Source organism: Pseudogracilibacillus sp. ICA-222130 (assembly GCF_037892545.1).
GTDB lineage: Bacteria > Bacillota > Bacilli > Bacillales > Amphibacillaceae > Pseudogracilibacillus.
The window spans coordinates 38310-55632 of the sequence record NZ_JBBKBG010000014.1; the positions used below are offsets into that span (position 1 = coordinate 38310).

Annotated in this window: 15 protein-coding genes and 4 tRNA genes; 9 read left to right on the plus strand and 10 right to left on the minus strand. The window is 35.2% G+C overall.

Translation table 11 applies throughout. The annotated features are described in order from the left end of the window. Window positions 1–7: 7 nt before the first annotated feature. Window positions 8–682: a heme uptake protein IsdC gene (gene isdC, locus WKT09_RS07575; RefSeq protein WP_340415464.1), complete on the minus strand. Its 675-nt coding sequence runs from the start codon at window positions 680–682 to the stop codon at window positions 8–10. A 317-nt stretch (window positions 683–999) separates the two neighbouring features. Between isdC and WKT09_RS07580 the strand changes: the two genes are divergently transcribed. Beyond that, window positions 1000–1611 carry a TetR/AcrR family transcriptional regulator gene (locus WKT09_RS07580; protein ID WP_340415465.1) on the plus strand — a complete coding sequence of 204 codons (612 nt, stop codon included), beginning with the start codon at window positions 1000–1002 and terminating at the stop codon, window positions 1609–1611. Window positions 1612–1855: 244 nt separating this feature from the next. Next, window positions 1856–2515 carry a hypothetical protein gene (locus WKT09_RS07585; protein ID WP_340415466.1) on the plus strand — a complete coding sequence of 220 codons (660 nt, stop codon included), beginning with the start codon at window positions 1856–1858 and terminating at the stop codon, window positions 2513–2515. Window positions 2516–2764: 249 nt separating this feature from the next. On the opposite strand, the gene WKT09_RS07590 is transcribed toward WKT09_RS07585, so the two are convergent. Beyond that, window positions 2765–3640, minus strand: coding sequence for a LysR family transcriptional regulator (locus tag WKT09_RS07590; protein WP_340415476.1), 876 nt, complete (start codon window positions 3638–3640; stop codon window positions 2765–2767). A gap of 114 nt (window positions 3641–3754) precedes the next feature. On the opposite strand from WKT09_RS07590, the gene WKT09_RS07595 reads away from it, so the two are divergent. Continuing rightward, a complete protein-coding gene (locus WKT09_RS07595; protein ID WP_340415467.1) occupies window positions 3755–4792 on the plus strand; it encodes a YeiH family protein in 1038 nt (345 codons plus the stop codon). An 86-nt stretch (window positions 4793–4878) separates the two neighbouring features. On the opposite strand, the gene WKT09_RS07600 is transcribed toward WKT09_RS07595, so the two are convergent. Both WKT09_RS07600 and WKT09_RS07605 read right to left on the minus strand, forming a co-directional pair. Next, a complete protein-coding gene (locus tag WKT09_RS07600; protein WP_340415468.1) occupies window positions 4879–5658 on the minus strand; it encodes a TatD family hydrolase in 780 nt (259 codons plus the stop codon). Between the two features lie 86 nt (window positions 5659–5744). Continuing rightward, complete coding sequence (locus WKT09_RS07605) at window positions 5745–6881, minus strand: IscS subfamily cysteine desulfurase (protein WP_340415469.1); 1137 nt, start codon at window positions 6879–6881, stop codon at window positions 5745–5747. 114 nt (window positions 6882–6995) lie between these two features. Between WKT09_RS07605 and nadC the strand changes: the two genes are divergently transcribed. Together nadC and nadA are read left to right on the plus strand one after the other, a co-directional pair. Continuing rightward, the gene (gene nadC, locus WKT09_RS07610; protein ID WP_340415470.1) at window positions 6996–7835 is read left to right on the plus strand and encodes a carboxylating nicotinate-nucleotide diphosphorylase; all 840 of its coding nucleotides are present in this window, start codon (window positions 6996–6998) and stop codon (window positions 7833–7835) included. A 13-nt stretch (window positions 7836–7848) separates the two neighbouring features. Then, window positions 7849–8943, plus strand: coding sequence for a quinolinate synthase NadA (gene nadA / locus WKT09_RS07615; RefSeq protein WP_445324007.1), 1095 nt, complete (start codon window positions 7849–7851; stop codon window positions 8941–8943). Window positions 8944–9054: 111 nt separating this feature from the next. Here nadA and WKT09_RS07620 read toward each other — a convergent pair whose 3' ends face one another. Together WKT09_RS07620 and WKT09_RS07625 are read right to left on the minus strand one after the other, a co-directional pair. Then, entirely contained in the window at window positions 9055–9384 is a 330-nt protein-coding gene (locus tag WKT09_RS07620; RefSeq protein WP_340415478.1) for a general stress protein, read from the minus strand. A 283-nt stretch (window positions 9385–9667) separates the two neighbouring features. Next, window positions 9668–11551 (minus strand): serine hydrolase, encoded by a 1884-nt coding sequence (locus WKT09_RS07625; protein ID WP_340415471.1) that lies wholly within the window; start codon window positions 11549–11551, stop codon window positions 9668–9670. Between the two features lie 154 nt (window positions 11552–11705). Between WKT09_RS07625 and WKT09_RS07630 the strand changes: the two genes are divergently transcribed. Further along, entirely contained in the window at window positions 11706–12233 is a 528-nt protein-coding gene (locus WKT09_RS07630; RefSeq protein ID WP_340415472.1) for a helix-turn-helix domain-containing protein, read from the plus strand. A gap of 359 nt (window positions 12234–12592) precedes the next feature. Here WKT09_RS07630 and WKT09_RS07635 read toward each other — a convergent pair. Then, a tRNA-Thr gene (locus WKT09_RS07635) sits at window positions 12593–12663 on the minus strand. Between the two features lie 88 nt (window positions 12664–12751). Then, window positions 12752–12823: transfer RNA gene (locus tag WKT09_RS07640), tRNA-Asn, on the minus strand. A gap of 311 nt (window positions 12824–13134) precedes the next feature. Here WKT09_RS07640 and WKT09_RS07645 point away from each other — a divergent pair. From WKT09_RS07645 to WKT09_RS07655, 3 genes are all read left to right on the plus strand, one after another. Continuing rightward, window positions 13135–14736, plus strand: coding sequence for a sensor histidine kinase (locus WKT09_RS07645; protein ID WP_340415473.1), 1602 nt, complete (start codon window positions 13135–13137; stop codon window positions 14734–14736). After that, window positions 14733–15443 carry a response regulator gene (locus WKT09_RS07650; RefSeq protein ID WP_340415474.1) on the plus strand — a complete coding sequence of 237 codons (711 nt, stop codon included), beginning with the start codon at window positions 14733–14735 and terminating at the stop codon, window positions 15441–15443. Before WKT09_RS07645 ends, WKT09_RS07650 begins: the two co-directional genes overlap by 4 nt. A 104-nt stretch (window positions 15444–15547) precedes the next feature. After that, a complete protein-coding gene (locus WKT09_RS07655; protein ID WP_340415475.1) occupies window positions 15548–16846 on the plus strand; it encodes a CitMHS family transporter in 1299 nt (432 codons plus the stop codon). A 207-nt stretch (window positions 16847–17053) separates the two neighbouring features. On the opposite strand, the gene WKT09_RS07660 is transcribed toward WKT09_RS07655, so the two are convergent. Both WKT09_RS07660 and WKT09_RS07665 read right to left on the minus strand, forming a co-directional pair. Further along, window positions 17054–17126, minus strand: a tRNA-Ala gene (locus tag WKT09_RS07660). A gap of 31 nt (window positions 17127–17157) precedes the next feature. Then, window positions 17158–17234, minus strand: a tRNA-Ile gene (locus WKT09_RS07665). Between the last annotated feature and the right edge of the window lie 89 nt (window positions 17235–17323).

The window sequence follows — 17323 nt, forward strand, 5'->3', positions numbered from 1 at the left end:
CATATGATTAATTTTTTGCAAAACGAGTTTCATAAATAACTAAAACTGCAATGGATGCTAATAATAAAAATACATATACACCAATCGGCGTTGTATCTCCTGTCTTAGGGTTCTTTTCCGTAGTATCATCTGCCTTAGGGTTCTTTTCCGCAGTATCATCTGCTCCTGCAGTTACTTGTTCTACTTCATCCTTTGCTTCTGTACTTTCTTCCGCACTTTCATTTGTTGCAGCTGGAATATTATCAGCATTAAAAACTACACGAACAGAATGATTATGATCATATTCCATTCCAGCAATTTCCTCTGGTACAACTACATGCATTTTCATATTAACTGGGTTAGATAAATCTCCAACTTCAAATTGAACTGTACGTGTATTTCCACTTTCACTTACATCTGTTGCACTTCCCATTGGTCCTGACATCGATTTAATCCAATCACTCTCATTTGTCGTTAATTGAATGTAATTCGCGCCATTCTTCACGACCAATTTAGCAGGTTTTGTAAAATATCCATCAGCGATTGATGTGTTGTCACTCCCCGCTTCTTTCATTTCAAATGAAATATCATATGTACCATCCGCATATGTTGCTGCATATGCTTCACTATTCGGTGATACGAATTGAAATAAACTAAAAGTTATAATAGCAATAAACATGATGAAAGTCCTTTTCGTCTTCATCGATTGCACCTCCACATTATTTTTATATATACTAACCAGTATACAAATAACATTATATATACCAGATGGTTAATTAATCAAGTGAAATTAAACGTATTTTTTGGAAATTCTATCCATATACCGTAAGAACGTTGTCAAATCAACATTTATGCAATTTCTAAATAAATTGTGAACATGTATTTTTTTTACATAAAACGGTATTTTCACGAACTACCATAAATTTACAATAAATTAACATATTACGAATAGCTATCTTTGATGATTTCACTTTTTATTGATAGAATAATGTTTATATATCTTTACTTGGAGTGAGTAAAATGGAAAATTCTCAGCGACAATTAGGTCGACCACGCAAAAGTACAAATGAACTGTCAACAAAAGATACAATCTTACAAATAGCAACATTTTTATTTTTAGAAAAAGGCTATCCGCTAATTTCTATGGACGATGTAGCACAACGAGCAGATGTAACAAAGGCGACTGTCTATTATCATTACAAAACGAAGGATGATCTATTTACAGATGCTGTTGTTAAATTAATGGAGAGAATTACTGGTGGCATTAATAAAATCTTTTCCACAGATGAGCCATTTAAGGTGCAATTACATAAATTAGGGGTTGCACATTTACGTGCGACATCAGGAATGGATGTTAATTTATTTATGAAAGAAGCTCGACATTCTCTCTCACCTGAACATGAGGCCCAGTTAAAAGAAGCCGAAGACAAAATGTATCAAGCCATTGAAGATCGTATCCAACAATCGATTGATAAAAAAGAAATTCCACCGTGCAACACACATCTAGCAGCATTATTATTTATGTCGATGTTATTAACTGGAAAAAATCACGAAAAATCATTTAATTCTTTAGAGGATCTTGTTGCACAAACAATTGAATTTTTCTGGAACGGTCTTGCACATCAAGAATAAATTCATAGATGAAACCATTACATGAAAATGCACTTCCAAATGGAGGTGCTTTCCTTCTATTCTCCTCTCATTACTCCTAAACTAAACATCTAGTCACGATGAGACGAGGAAAGCCGTACTAATCGTTTTTACTTTCCCTATTTGCACCGTAAAGATGAATATAATTTTCTTTATATCATATTGACAGATGAATAAGTTTTATGGTTTCATAAAATTATTACTTTAAGAGAGGAGCTAGAAACCGATGCGAAAATCTTTACGATATCTCGTGCTTACATTAGCTATAATGCTCGTACTTGGAGCTTGTGGCAATAACAATGCTGATAATAATAATTCTACTCAAAACGCAGAAAATAATAGTACGAATAACAACGCCGAAGTGAATGATAATGATAATACTTCAGAAAATAATACTGCTGAAAATGAGGATGAATTATCAGCTATTCTTAAAACTATTGAGGAAGCGGACGATCAACTAAACTTGAAACTAGGAGAAACTGGATCCTATGTTACAACGCTAGGTACATATGATATGACTGTTACATCAGCCGAATTAAAAGGTTATGAGTTCGAAGGCTATGAATCTGAACTTGATTGTTGGGTAGTATTAGACATTACTATTAAAAATACATCAGATGAAGCATTACAGGCAGAAGATCTGATGGAAGCTATGGAATTAACGGAAACAGAAGAGGGATCTGGTTACGGTGACTCTTCAGGTGCTTTTGAATCAGTAGAAGAATTTGAAGGTGAAATTGCTCCGAATGAAGAAAAAAGTGCACAATTTGTTGCGTACGCGTATGATTCAGATACATATTTCTTCCGAAAAACTTCAGGAAACATTGCTGGTGGAAGTAGTAACCAAGTAATGTGGAAAATAGAAAAAGATGATATGAAGCAATAAACTTCGAATAACATGAAGGTGCAAGTGAGCTTTGTGATACAGGATAAGAAATGTATACAATTCTCTATAAAAAGGTGAAAAATCCTAATAAGTTCTAACTTAGCGAAAGCTGATGAACGAAGGTACATTTCTATACTCATGAATCATCCCATTGCTATCATTCCTTCATAGAAGAACCAATAAAGTGGGCTATTACCGCTTTATTGGTTTTTCTATTTTATATGCAAGGATAAAGTTTGGTCACCCTTGTTATTCCTGCAATAATTTTATAAATACTTGTAATGCCTTCGATCGAAAAGGCGTGGCAATTAAAGTAGAAAACTTACGAGACAATGGTAATCCTTCGACAGGTAAAATTGTTACATCACCATCACGTAATTCTTTTTGGATTGCCCATTCCGACATCAAGCTAATTCCCATCCCCTTTTCAACTAAACTTTTAATAGGTTGTGTACTTCCTAATGTTAGCGTGCTTTTCGGCTGAATCTCAAGTTGTTGAAATACTTTATCTATTGCTGCACGTGTTCCAGAACCTTTCTCCCGTAAAAACCAATCCACTTGTTCTAATGACTTCGCCTCAATCTTATCCTTACGAAGATTTAATGGATGTTGTGGACTAGCAACAATATACATAAAATCTGTTGCAACGTCTTCCATAGTCAATTCTTTGTCTTGTATAACGTCACCCTCAACAATCCCAATATCTAATTGATGTCTTTTCACAAGGTCAGCAATTTCCTTCGTATTCCCAATACTTACAATTGGCTTTATTTCTGGATAATTTCTTTTCATCTTCGCTAAAATTTCTGGTAGTACATATTCACCAAATGTATAACTTGCTCCAATGGATAACGGGCCAACAGGGTTATCAGTTAAGTCTTCCACTAAATTTTCCATGCGGTCATACAATGCGATAATTTCCTTTGCATGATGGTACACAATTTCTCCGGCTTTATTCAAATATACATATTTGTTCGTTCTTTCTAATAGTCGCTGCCCCATATTTTCCTCGAGCATCCGTATATACTGACTCACTGCAGGCTGGGTCATATGTAAAGCCTCTGCTGCTCGAGTAAAGTTTTGTTTTTCTGCCACCATGACAAATACTTCTAATTGTTGATCGATCACAATCACCCCTTTAATTATCCTATCATAAGTATTTACTTATTATCATCATATCATTTAATTATTTAACTTATATCATTGTTCGCTTTATGATACATATAGGAGGTGTGTTTTATGACATTAAAAAATACACAGAAAAACATAACATCAACAAAACAGCTATCCTCCCAAAAAGCGTGGGTTGTTGGAGTCGCATTTACTTTTTTTATCGCATTGTTAGGGTATGTTTTATCTATTGTTCCAGGGTTTGCTCTTATCGGACAATTAGCCTGCGCAATCATTATTGCTGTCGCGTATCGTCAAATATTCGGTTATCCTGAAAAAATCCGACAAGGGATTCATTTTTCTTCTAAAAGACTATTACGTGTAGCAATCATCTTATACGGTTTAAAGTTAAACATTAACCTCGTCCTTAGTGATGGGCTTGGATTATTATTGCTTGATGCAGGTGTGATCATATTCGCTATATTTACAATGCTTGGTTTAGCAAAATTATGGAAGGCGGATAAAAATATCTCTCTTTTATTAGGGGTTGGAACGGGAGTTTGTGGGGCAGCAGCCATTGCTGCAGTTGCACCAATCATCCAATCAAGTGAAGAAGATACTGCCATTAGTGTCGGGATCATTGCTTTAATGGGGACGGTCTTTGCTATTACGTATACGATTTTATGGCCTGTCCTTCCAATTGATGCTGTTCAGTATGGAATTTGGTCTGGAACTAGTTTACACGAAGTTGCGCACGTCGCATTAGCAGGAGCCCCTGCTGGAGAAAATGGTTTAGCTATTGCATTACTAAGTAAATTAGGTCGTGTTTTCTTGCTCGTGCCCCTTTGTTTTATTTTCATTGCTATAATGAAACGTACAAACAAAGATAATAAATCTTCCGATGCTTCAATTGAATTCCCTTGGTTTTTAATTGGATTCATTGTATGTAGCTTTTTAGGCACATATGTATTCGGACATTATATTCCGATGTCTGAAAATGTAATGGAAGGCATATCTACGTTAACTACTTGGTTCCTTACCGCCGCTATGGTTGGACTTGGGCTAAATGTAAGTTTAAAAGACCTACGAGCACGAGCATTACGCCCATTAGTAGCGATGACTATTACATCTGTTTTATTATCATTTATTGTATATATCATCGTATAATCGTTCATTTGCTGGATAAACGTGTGAATAAGGATAGGATAACATTTGATACAAACCATATGTCATCCTATCTTTTTTCCGTTATGTTATCTTTTATCCAAACAATAAAAGTCTACTGTATTTTCATACAATTGTTCGTAAACAGCATCCACTGACAAATCTTTTATAGAAGCAATCATTTCGATTGATGCATGAAGCATGTTAGGATGTGTCATTTCTCCACGGAATGGACCTTCAAAGGGCCATGGACCGTCTGTTTCTACTAATAAATTTTCGATCGGAGTTTGTGCAACGATTTGTTGAATCTTTCGTTTATAACAGACATCTGGTGTAACCGAAATAACATAATTTTGTTGAATGATTCGTTCTAATGTTTTTTGATCTCCTTTAAACCAATGAAAGTGAGCCTTTTTCACGCCAAACTCTTCTAATAATCCACATACTAGTGGTGCATCTTCATACACAGCATGCAAAATAATCGGTTTATCCATTCTCACAGCTAATTCTATAAATCTAGTTAATAGTTGTATATACGGAATAAGTTCTAGTTGTTCATTTTCTTTTCGTAAATAATACGGTAATCCTACCTCACCAATCGCTATCATTTTTTCTTTATTTTGCTCCATCCACGTAAAAAATCGATTCATTTCTGCCGTTGATGGTAATGGCTGTTCAGGATGGTAGCCGAACGCTGGTTTGATACGATGGTCGTCCATCGCTATTTGTAATGTTTTTACCGCTGACTGATAATCGTTCGATACAGAAATTAACATTGCAATTTTCTCTGCCTCTAATTCGGTTAAGATTCTTTCCCTATCTTTATTATCATACCTATCCAAATGAATATGCGCATCGATTATATGCATCTAATCACCTTTATGTATTATTTTATTCCTTCCTATTACTGTATCAAACATAGCCTACATGAACGAATTATATTGATGTGCATTCCTCATAAAGAAGGAAGCGATTGAAGAATATTCCCCATTACCATCACCGTTTGTTCTATTTCCTCTTTTGTCGTTTTACTTCCTAAAGAAATGCGAAGAAAGCATTTCGCCTCAGATTCCGACTTACCAATCGCCAACATGGTTCTTGATGGACTCTCCATTCCAACTTGGCATGCTGAACCGGTTGATATACAAATGCCATACCGATTGCATTCTAACATCATGTATTGGCCTTGTACGTGCAAACAAGTTAAACCTATAATTTGTGGTAACTGTGCTTCTAATGACTGTTCCACCACTATTTTATTGGAAAGTTTCTTAATTTCTTGTAAAAATAATGCTCGCAATTGTTTATAATTTGCTGCACGTTCCACCATTGTTTCCATCATTTGTTGTGCCGCAGCAGTAAACGCTAAAATAGACGGCACATCAACTGTACCAGGGCGAAAACCATCTTCGTGTGTCGTTCCATCGTAGATACTTTCCCATAAAACAGATGGACTTATATAACAAAAGCCAACCCCTTTTGGACCATATATTTTATGACTTGATACAGATACACTATCTAGTTTCCACTTTTTTACGTCAATCTGTACTTCCCCATACGATTGCACACAATCGGAGTGAAAAACGATTTGATGAGCTTCTAAAATTTCCCCAATTTCTTCTAGCGGTTGAACTGTCCCGATCTCTCCATTTGCATGATGAATAGAAGCTAAAATCGTAGTCGGGCGAATGGCCTTTTTTAATGTGTCCAACTGAATGGTGCCATGTTCATTTACATCTAGATACGTCACTTCAAACCCGTCATTTTCCAATTGCTGAAATAAATGAAACAATGATGCATGTTCCACTTTTGTCGTAATGAGATGATTTCCTTTGCTTCTATATGCTTGTACAATCGACAATATAGCAAATATATTCGCTTCCGTACCCCCACTAGTGAAATATATTCCTTCCGTTTCTCCATTCAAAAATAGACTATGTTGTTTTCGACAAAGTTGTAAAGCTTCTCTGGCTTTCGTTCCAATATCATGTAAACTACTCGCATTACCAAAATACAATTGACTCCCCTCATTATACGCACGCAAAGCAACTTCACTCATTGGGGTTGTTGCAGCATAATCTAAATATATCATGTTCTATCATTCCTTTCATTACATCTGTCTTGTCACTAGTATTGACATATATGTGTATGGATGTCAAAATAAACATCATAACCATGTGAAAGTAATCACAAGAAAGGAGTTAACATGAATGACGTTTTAATCAAAGAAAAATTGAAGCAATTTTATTTAGAAGATGTTGGGCAACACGATATAACTGCCATGTCGATTTTTTCCAAAAAAGAGCCAACAAATGCATATTTTTACGCAAAAGAAGCCGGAATCATTGCTGGGGTATCCATCATCAAGCAAATGTATCACATAATTGACCCATCCATTCGTGTTACATTGAAAAAACAAGATGGACAATCTATAAAGGAACAAGAAACAATTGCAGAAGTAACAGGACCCACCTCTTCTATCTTAGTCGGTGAACGAGTGATTCTAAATTTGATTCAGCGGATGAGTGGCATAGCGACTACGACAAATAAAGCGATACAAAAACTCAATGATCCAACGATTAAAATTTGTGATACAAGAAAAACAACACCTGGTTTAAGGATATTTGAAAAATATGCTGTTGCTTGTGGAGGAGGATGGAATCACCGAAATGGATTATATGACGGCGCTATGATTAAAGATAATCATATCGTAGCCGCAGGTTCTATCAAAAACGCTGTGCAAAAAGTAAGAGAACAAGTCGGTCCAATGATAAAAATCGAGGTAGAAACAGAAACGAAAGAACAAGTAATAGAAGCGGTTGATGCAAAATGTGACATCATCATGTTCGATAATCGTACCCCATCTGAAATTCAGCAATTACTTCCACTAGTGCCAAAACATATTTACACAGAAGCATCTGGTGGGATCACACTTGATACCATCAATGAATTTCAGCATGTCGGTGTAGACTTTATTTCGTTAGGGTTTTTAACCCACTCTGTAAAGGCTTTGGATATAAGTGTCATGATAGAAGGAGGGTATTAAATTGGTGCAATTTATTGATTTATTTCAGCAAGGTACAACAATCCCTACAAAGTATAAAAATTTAACCATGGAAGAAATGGAGAACAGAGTGAAAAAGTTGAAAGAAAAGTTTGGAGATAAACTTTTCATTCCAGCACACCATTATCAAAAAGATGAGGTCGTTCAATTTGCCGACGCTACTGGCGACTCTTTACAACTCGCTCAACTTTGTGAAAAAAATGACCAAGCTGCATTCATCGTCTTTTGTGGCGTACACTTTATGGCAGAAACAGCAGATATGTTAACGAAAGAAGAACAAACTGTATTACTACCAGACTTACGTGCAGGTTGTTCCCTAGCAGATACGGCAAATATAGAGCAAACAGAACGATGTTGGGAGACATTACAACAAACATTTGGGGATACAGTAATCCCCTTAACCTATGTAAATTCTACCGCTGCAATTAAACAATTTGTCGGAAAAAATGGTGGTGCAACTGTCACCTCCTCCAACGCAAAAAAAATAATTACATGGGCATTTACACAAAAAGAAAGAATTTTATTTTTACCTGACCAACATTTAGGACGAAATATCTCATATGACCTAGGTATACCATTGAATAAAATGGCAGTTTGGAATCAATCAACCAATGCATTCGAATTCGATGGGAATATAGAAGATGCGAAAGTTATTTTATGGAAAGGCCAATGTTCTGTACATGAAAATTTCACTGTAGAAAACATCGAACAAGTACGGAAAGATTATCCCGGTATTAATGTACTCGTTCATCCAGAATGTCCTTATGAAACGGTAGCAAAATCTGATTATGCTGGCTCAACAAGTTATATTATTCGTATGATTGAAGAGGCACCCTCTGAAAGTAAATGGGCCATCGGAACAGAAATGAATCTAGTACAACGTTTGATTCAAGCACATCCAGATAAGGAAATCATTTCCCTTAACCCACATTTATGTCCATGTATGACGATGAATCGAATAGATTTAGCTCATTTATTATGGTCCATCGAATCGATAGAAACCGAAGAATATAAACATGTGATAAAGGTAGATAAAAAGACGACTGAATATGCAAAATTGGCACTAAATCGTATGTTAGAACATGTGTAAGTAGAGAAGCAAGGACATTTATATGAAACATGTCCTTGCTTTCTATTCATATATTTGTCGTGTAATAAAGTAAACAGTTCATGACATGGGAATCTTTTAGTTCTTATGTCATTATTTTTCATTCGTACTAATTAATAACACTTTCCCATGATCAAGTTTTTCTTCTAATTTTGCTGCCTCGTCTTCCGAAAAACCGATTACTTCTAATTTATTTCTTAATTCATCCCCTTTTTTATTGAACATGTTTTCCATTGCGACTTTCATCCCTTCTTCCTCTAATCCAATTACATTTGCATTCACTTTTTTCGCAATGCGTTTCGTACGATCATCATCATGTGTAATAATATATAAATTTTCTTTCGACACCCCATCATTCAATTGCTTTTCAACCTCTTGAATGACATCCTGATCATCTTGAAACTCTTTCACTTTTGGCTTCAAAGTTAGCTCTTCCTTTCCTGTTTTAATTAAATGTTTCACAGGTAGCTTCTCCGATCTAACAACTTTTAAACATCTTTTTGAGCATTAAATAACGTATATAAAAACAAAATCACTCCAATAAACATAGAGTGATTAGCCATGATGACTTATATACAAGTGATACGTAAATAGATTCAAAACTTACTGCTAACTTCATATCGACTATTTCAATATCTGGATTAGATTGTAAAAACACATGTACTTTATGGTCCAATCCTGTCGTTAGTCTAGTGCAGGAATTTTGTTACCATAATAAATGAAAATAATAGAGAAACAGGGTGAATAGGCAGCTGATAAGCAGTAAACTGATTCGAGCGATGTTTTGCATGCGTGTTTTCTTTTTCCACTGTTTGAACATAAAATAACCACATACTAGGACGGAAATTGGTAATAGCATATTAAGCCATAAATGGATGCGGAGTGTTGCCATTTTTTGAAACGGATCCGCCATAAATCGTCCAAATAAAATAATGATATTGACTGTCACAATCAACCCAATAAAGGCCAGTAATCCGGTGGCTGGAAACATGTTTGCTCTGCTTGTTTTCTTTCGTTTACGAATAATCCATTGGATGAGCGCAACCATAGTATATATAATGAACGCCATCACGCTAACGATAATTATTATCATATGGACCTCTACACGATTCTTCAAAGATACAGGCAGGAAATCACTCACTATTCCATAGGTCATTTTTTTCACATTACCTTGTCCATCTAGTTGAAAATAAACTTTACTTGTATCCATTCCAGCTTTATCCATTAGTGGAATAGTATTATCCACACGAACATACTCTAAATGATCTGTTTCAGTATACAAAATTGGCTCGGGATCTGCAGCCGTTTGCAGAGTAATACCACCAGATGGGTGTTGTTTAACCGTAACATCCGAATTCCCAATGATCGGTAATAACTTCAAAAAGTTGGTGTATATGCCCCTAGCAATTCGATAAGTCCCTTCCACCTTTTCGTCATTTTGACTCACATGCACTTTTTCAGGCTTTTCTTGTTCACCGATTAATGCATTTAATAAATCTACTCGTAGACCGGACATTTCTTCCCCAACATTCATAAATAAAACAACACCAAAGTTTTCCTCAGGAACAAACGTCATTAGGGTCGTGTAACCAACTGCATTTCCACTATGTTCGAGAATACGATAGTCATTTATGCTGCGCTCCCAAAAACCATGCGCATTTCCCGTAAAACTGGATGTTTGTTCATGCATTTGATCTAAAATTGCCTTATCTTCAAATAAATGGTCGTAACCTGTTCCTAAATAAGCCAACATAAACTTGGCCATATCATGTACAGTTGTATTTAATGAACCAGCTGGGGCATCATTGACATACGACCAATCAACCTGTTCAAAATTATCTTTGGTCTTAACATAACTTTTACTTTTATTATTTGTAATCGTAGATATGTCGCTATAATCAGTTTGAAAGGAAGAAAGATTCATTTCAAGCTGATCTAAGATATTCGCTTGCATGTATGTCGCAAAATCTTCCCCTGTTACACGTTCAATGATATATCCAGCTAAAGACGTTCCATAGTTAGAATAAGCAGTCACAGTTCCCGGACGAAATACTTGGGTAGGTTGTTCATGCTGGTCAGACAGATAATCCTTTAAAGGAATGACTTTATTTGGATCTGTCGTTAATAATTCCTCCGTTGTATCTTCAAATCCTGCTGTATGATTCATTAAATCAAGTATGCTAACTTTATCAGGATAGGCCAAATCTAAATAACCATCAGGTAGATAGTCACGAATATCATCTTGTAAATGAACTTTCCCTTGTTCAACAAGCTGCATCATGGCAGTCCATGTATAGACCTTTGAAATCGATGCAGCTTCAAAGACGGTTTGCTTTGGGTCTATGCTTTTCTGTTTTTTTATATCAGCAAAGCCATAACCCTTTTCAAATATAATTTCTCCATCCTTGACAATAGAAATAGCTGCGCCAGGAATGTCCTTATTTTCTCCAATATAGTTTTTCATGATTTCATCAATCGACGTTTCTACTTCACTTAAGGGTAAACCTGAGGGAAGTTTAGCTGTATTTGCATAAGCCGAAATAGGTGACATGAACAAAAACATGCCAACTAATAATAGAATTTTCTTCATGATTTGCACCCCTTTATGTTATCATTATCAATAATGATAACATAAATAAAGTAGAAAGGAAACATAAGATTGCATCGTATCAATTTATGATTTACTATGATAATATCAAGATAGCATAGGTTTTTACTTAACTTAACGACTATTTAAAGAGGCGATGAAGGTGGATAAAGCTGAGGTATTATTACACCCTATAAGAATGAAAATTGTCCGTACTTTAATGGGACACAATAAAGAAGGATTAACACCATTGGATATGGTAAAAATTATTCAGGATGTACCACAGGCAACATTGTACCGTCATATACAAAAGCTTGCCGATGCGAATATTATCCGTGTATTAAAAGAGGAAAAAGTACGAGCTGTTACAGAAAAGTACTATGTTGTAAATACAGAAAAAACAAGTATGAACCCGCAGGAGTGGGAAGCTTATTCTATAGAAGAGAAATTAGATTACTTTTTTTATTTTCAAATTTCTCTTTTTAATCAATATCAAACCTATTTAAACAATATAAAAAAAGAAGATAAAAAGGATTCTTCAACTTTATCTGTGGTGGATTTACAATTAGATGATCAAACATTTCAAGATTTTCAAGCAGATTTAAATGATTTAATGAAAAAGTATTACCAAAAATCAACAGAGAAATCAGTAAGTCGTACGATAGGAATTACCATTTTTCCATAGTTTTGGAATACAATAAAAATCCCCTTCTAAAGTAGTTTTTTTGGATTACCTCCTTAATCTTATAATGATAGGAGGCATTTTTAATACCACGCTAAAAACTACTTAGAACCTAGAACCCCCAGGCAGAGCCAGGGGGTTTCAAATGCATAAAAAAACCCTTTCGCACTAAGGTGTGAAAGGGTTGATATGCAATAATGTTATATTAGTGTGTCGAGTGACAATAAAACTTATTTTGTAAGAAGGCTCATATACCACCGAAGCAAAATTAACCATTTTGAAAGTGTACAAACTTTCGACAGCCGCGAACAACATTAAATGTATTCACATACTTATCCGAAAGTCCATTTAGTTAAAAAATAAGCCAGTAGTGAGAATCGAACTCACATTGCCGCCTTACCATGGCGGTGTTCTACCATTAAACTATACTGGCATTTTATGTAATAATCATTCCTTCATACATTTTCGAAAAGCACTAAAATAATTAAATCGGTTAATAGGAGCAAAAAAGCATGAAAAAGCTCCACAGGTAGGGTTCGAACCTACGACCGATCGGTTAACAGCCGATTGCTCTACCACTGAGCTACTGTGGAATCATATTAATTTACTTATACCCGGTTGTTTCGTGAGTAGCTTTACGATAGTCGCCTCCGGGCCTAACGGTCCTCGGCGCAGTTTATATGATTTTTTAACAAAAATCATATAATGCTCTACCACTGAGCTACTGTGGAATGTGGAATCATCATAAGCTACATATTGCTCATTTCAATCATATCATAACGAAAATTATTCGTTTGTGCAAATAAAATACTCCTCTTACGCATTTCGAATGAAAATACATGTAAACTCTCATATAAATCGATTACAATATAGTTAGATTATATGGGGAAATGGAGGGATGAACGTGCAAAAAATAAGGCAATGGTACAAACAAATAAAATTCCAAACAAAAGTTTTAGTATTAATGAATGCTTTAATTTTCATTATTTTCCTTGCATTGTATGTATACATTCATTCCATTACATCACAAAACATTCAAGAAGAAGTTGGGAAAAAAGCACTCGCTGTTTCTGAAGCAATATCCGCTTCCCCTAGCATAATACAAGCATTTGATGAAGATAATCCTTCTACAAATATTCAAGCTTACACAGATGCCATTCAACATAAAATCGATGCAGAATTTATCGTCGTCGGAGATAAAAATGAAGTAAGACTTGCACACCCACTTAAAGACCGAATTGGGAAGAAAATGGTTGGAGATGATAATGAACGTGCACTACTAGATGGCAAATCTTATATTTCTAAAAAGGAAGGAAGTATTGGATTATCTATCCGAGGGAAAAGTCCCATCATAAAAGAAGGAGAAGTTGTCGGAGTTGTTTCCGTTGGCTATTTATTAGAAGATATAGATAAACTCGTCTGGAAACAAAACACACCAATTTTATTTTTATTTATCGTATTTTTAGGAATAGGTATGGTCGGAGCCTTTCTGATTGCTCAACATTTAAAAAAATTATTACATAAAATGGAACCAGAAGAAATCGCCTCCCTTCTATTACAAAAAGAAGCCATTTTACAATCTGTTAAAGAAGGAATTATTGCCGTCGATATACATAATCGAATTACATTAATAAATGAAGCAACCAAAGAAATGTTCCAAATAGAAACCGATGTGATCGGGAAACGATTAGATACCATTTTATCCTTTCCGTTACTACACTATGCTAAAACAAACGAAATGAGTCAAGATACAGAATATATCATAAAAAATGAACCAGTATTAATGAACGTACTATCTTTAAAAATGGATGACATATTATATGGGGCTGTATTAACTTTTCGAAAGAAAACAGACCTCGAAAAAGCAACACGCGAATTAAGTTCCATCAAACAATATTCGGAAGGATTACGTGCGCAAACACATGAGTTTTCCAACAAAATTCATACATTATATGGCTTGATACAACTACAACATTATGAAGAAGCGAAACAATTTATTGAAGAAGAGTTAGATACATCTTCTACATATTACCCTTCTTTAGAAAATCAAATTAAAGATGCCGTCATCCACGGATTATTAATCGCTAAATATAATATTGCGAATGAAAAAGGAATTACATTTGAAATAGAAGAACATAGTTCCTTACAAAAAATAAACGATGAGCAAACACGTCAATGTATATTATTAGCACTTGGAAATTTAATTGATAATGCCTTTGCAGCTATCCTTTCCTCTGATCGACCATATGTACAGTTACATATAACCGACGTCGGAAACAATATCGTACTGGAAGTGGATGATAATGGAAAGGGAATTCCTGAAGCAATGATAGATCTAATCTTTGAAGATGGGATAACAACGAAGAAAACGGTAGGTCACGGAAAAGGATTGTTTATCGTGCAACAGGCTGTACACGGCTTAGGAGGAGAAATATTAATCGATGAAAGTGACTTTGGTGGAGCAAGATTTATCGTGATTCTCCCAAAGAAAGGAGCTAACAAATGAACGTAAACGTATTAATCATTGAAGATGATTTTAGAATTGCACATATTCATAAAGAAATGGTGGAACAATTGCCTTTTTGTTATGTCTTGCATACATCATTACATGCAAAAGATGCACTGGAGTTTTTACAAACAAGTCTAATATTGCCAGATATCATTTTATTAGATATGTATATTCCAGATGTGCAAGAACTAGAATTAGTTGAAACCTTACGAAAACAATATCCCTATTGCAATATTATTATTGCTTCCGCTGCAAATGATACGAAAACGATTAAAGCAGCAAAACAACTAGGAGTATTTGATTTTATGATAAAACCTATTGATAAAGAGCGATTGCAGGCAAGTTTCCGTAACTTTAAAAAACAGGTAGACTTACAGGAGCAAGAATGGACGCAAGCACAACTTGACGTCCTCTTTCATGCAAAGCAATTAGATGAACAAAAACAAGTAAAAAAACAAGAAGAACTACCAAAGGGAATTGATGAATTAACATTAGATAAAATATTAGCTTTTCTTCCTACTTTGCAAGAAGAATATATTACTGCACAACTCTTAACAGAAAAAATTGGCATTAGCCGTTCCACTGCTCGAAGATATTTAGAATACTTAGACGCGATACAAGTTGTTGAAGCGACGGTACATTATGGACAGGTTGGTAGACCGCAGCGAATGTATATTCTTCGTGAACAATATGAACAAAATTAATTTTATTTTCTTAATAAACTATATAAATGGAATATTTCCTCCCTCACTGTAAGCGTGTACAATTAGTACAATATAGAAAGCGTTTTACATGAGGAGGATTTTAAATGTTAAGTATTGTTGGTTTTATAACAATAGTCGTTATTGTTGCCATACTTTTAAGAGGAAAAACGATTCCAATTATTCCTTTAATTATCATTCCTATTATCGCAGCATTAATTACAGGCTTTGGGCTCGCAGATATTGGGGAGTTTTTCACAGAAGGTTCCTTAAAAGTAATGAACGTTGTTATCATGTTCATTTTTGCTATTTTATATTTCGGACTAATGCAACATGTTGGATTATTTGATCCGTTAATTAATAGAATGGTGCAAATCACACAAGGAAATATCGTTACGATAAGTATTGGAACAGTCGTTATTGCAGCAGTTGCACATTTAGATGGATCTGGTGCATCTACCTTTTTAATTACGATTCCCGCACTTTTACCTTTATATCAACGTATGAAAATGAATCCATATTTACTACTATTACTTATCGGTGGTAGTGCTAGTATTATGAATATGGTTCCATGGGCAGGACCTTTAGGAAGAGCTGCCTCTGTATTAGAAATGGATGTCACAGAATTATGGCGACCACTTATTCCCATTCAAATTATTGGAATGGTTTTAATGATCATTTTAGCTACTTTTTTAGGTATAATGGAAAAACGTCGTATCGAAAAAAAGTATGGATCTGCTAAAATTGCACTAGAGGAAATAAAAGAAGCAAAAGAGAGTACAGAACCAAAAGAAAAGCCTGCATTACTTTGGTTAAACTTACTTTTAACCATTTTAGTGGTCATTATGCTTGTATGGGGTGTCATTCCAGCAGGTTTAGTATTTATGATTGCCCTAAGTATTGCACTAGTTATTAATTTCCGTACAGCTGATGAACAAAATGACATTATTAAAGAACATGCTGCAAGTGCTTTAACAATGGGAACCATTATTTTAGCGGCTGGGTCTTTCCTAGGTATTTTAAGTGGAACAGGTATGTTGGATTCTATTGCAACAGATGCGGTTAAAATCATTCCAGAATTCATCTCACCATACATTCACTTAATCATTGGGGTTCTTGGTCTCCCTTTAGATTTATTACTAAGTACAGATGCTTACTATTTTGCATTGTTACCTGTAGCAGACCAAATTGGAACGACATTCGGTATTTCATCTCTTGCAACAACATATGCAATGATTGTCGGAAATATCGTTGGTACATTTGTTAGTCCATTCTCTCCTGCATTATGGTTAGCTTTAGGGCTTGCAGGACTTGAAATGGGTAAACATATTCGTTACTCTTTCTTCTGGTTATGGGGAATCAGTATTATTTTATTAATCGTCTCATTCTTTATGGGATTAATTTAAAAAAATATGTAGACAAAAATAAAAGGGATGCCAACACGATACACGGCATCCCTTTTATAATAATTATTACTATTTTCCCAAACAATATTTCCATTTTGCCGTCCAAAACGTCGGGAACAGTAATATGGATACAAACCACTTTAACGGCAATAAAAGATGGTCATTAAAAAAGTATCTATTGATTTCATGATCAATAGATACTTAGTATGGAGCCTAGCGGGATCGAACCGCTGACCTCCTGCGTGCAAGGCAGGCGCTCTCCCAGCTGAGCTAAGGCCCCGTAGTAAAAATAAAAATATATGTATTCTAGATGGTGGGCCTGAGTGGACTCGAACCACCGACCTCACGCTTATCAGGCGTGCGCTCTAACCAGCTGAGCTACAGGCCCATCTATGTTAGAAATATTCCCTCAAAACCGAACAAACAACAATAAATGCCAGACACGTCTAAGACGTGTTTCCGTAAGAGAAAGCCTCG

What these genes read in the sequence shown, in the direction of transcription:
- WKT09_RS07580 (WP_340415465.1), top strand. Translation starts at nt 1,000, where the DNA reads ATGGAAAATTCTCAGCGACAATTAGGTCGACCACGCAAAAGTACAAAT.
- WKT09_RS07600 (WP_340415468.1), bottom strand. Translation starts at nt 5,658, where the DNA reads ATGCATATAATCGATGCGCATATTCATTTGGATAGGTATGATAATAAA.
- WKT09_RS07605 (WP_340415469.1), bottom strand. Translation starts at nt 6,881, where the DNA reads ATGATATATTTAGATTATGCTGCAACAACCCCAATGAGTGAAGTTGCT.
- WKT09_RS07585 (WP_340415466.1), top strand. Translation starts at nt 1,856, where the DNA reads ATGCGAAAATCTTTACGATATCTCGTGCTTACATTAGCTATAATGCTC.
- WKT09_RS07655 (WP_340415475.1), top strand. Translation starts at nt 15,548, where the DNA reads ATGTTAAGTATTGTTGGTTTTATAACAATAGTCGTTATTGTTGCCATA.
- WKT09_RS07650 (WP_340415474.1), top strand. Translation starts at nt 14,733, where the DNA reads ATGAACGTAAACGTATTAATCATTGAAGATGATTTTAGAATTGCACAT.
- WKT09_RS07630 (WP_340415472.1), top strand. Translation starts at nt 11,706, where the DNA reads ATGAAGGTGGATAAAGCTGAGGTATTATTACACCCTATAAGAATGAAA.
- isdC (WP_340415464.1), bottom strand. Translation starts at nt 682, where the DNA reads ATGAAGACGAAAAGGACTTTCATCATGTTTATTGCTATTATAACTTTT.
- WKT09_RS07595 (WP_340415467.1), top strand. Translation starts at nt 3,755, where the DNA reads ATGACATTAAAAAATACACAGAAAAACATAACATCAACAAAACAGCTA.
- WKT09_RS07625 (WP_340415471.1), bottom strand. Translation starts at nt 11,551, where the DNA reads ATGAAGAAAATTCTATTATTAGTTGGCATGTTTTTGTTCATGTCACCT.
- nadC (WP_340415470.1), top strand. Translation starts at nt 6,996, where the DNA reads ATGAATGACGTTTTAATCAAAGAAAAATTGAAGCAATTTTATTTAGAA.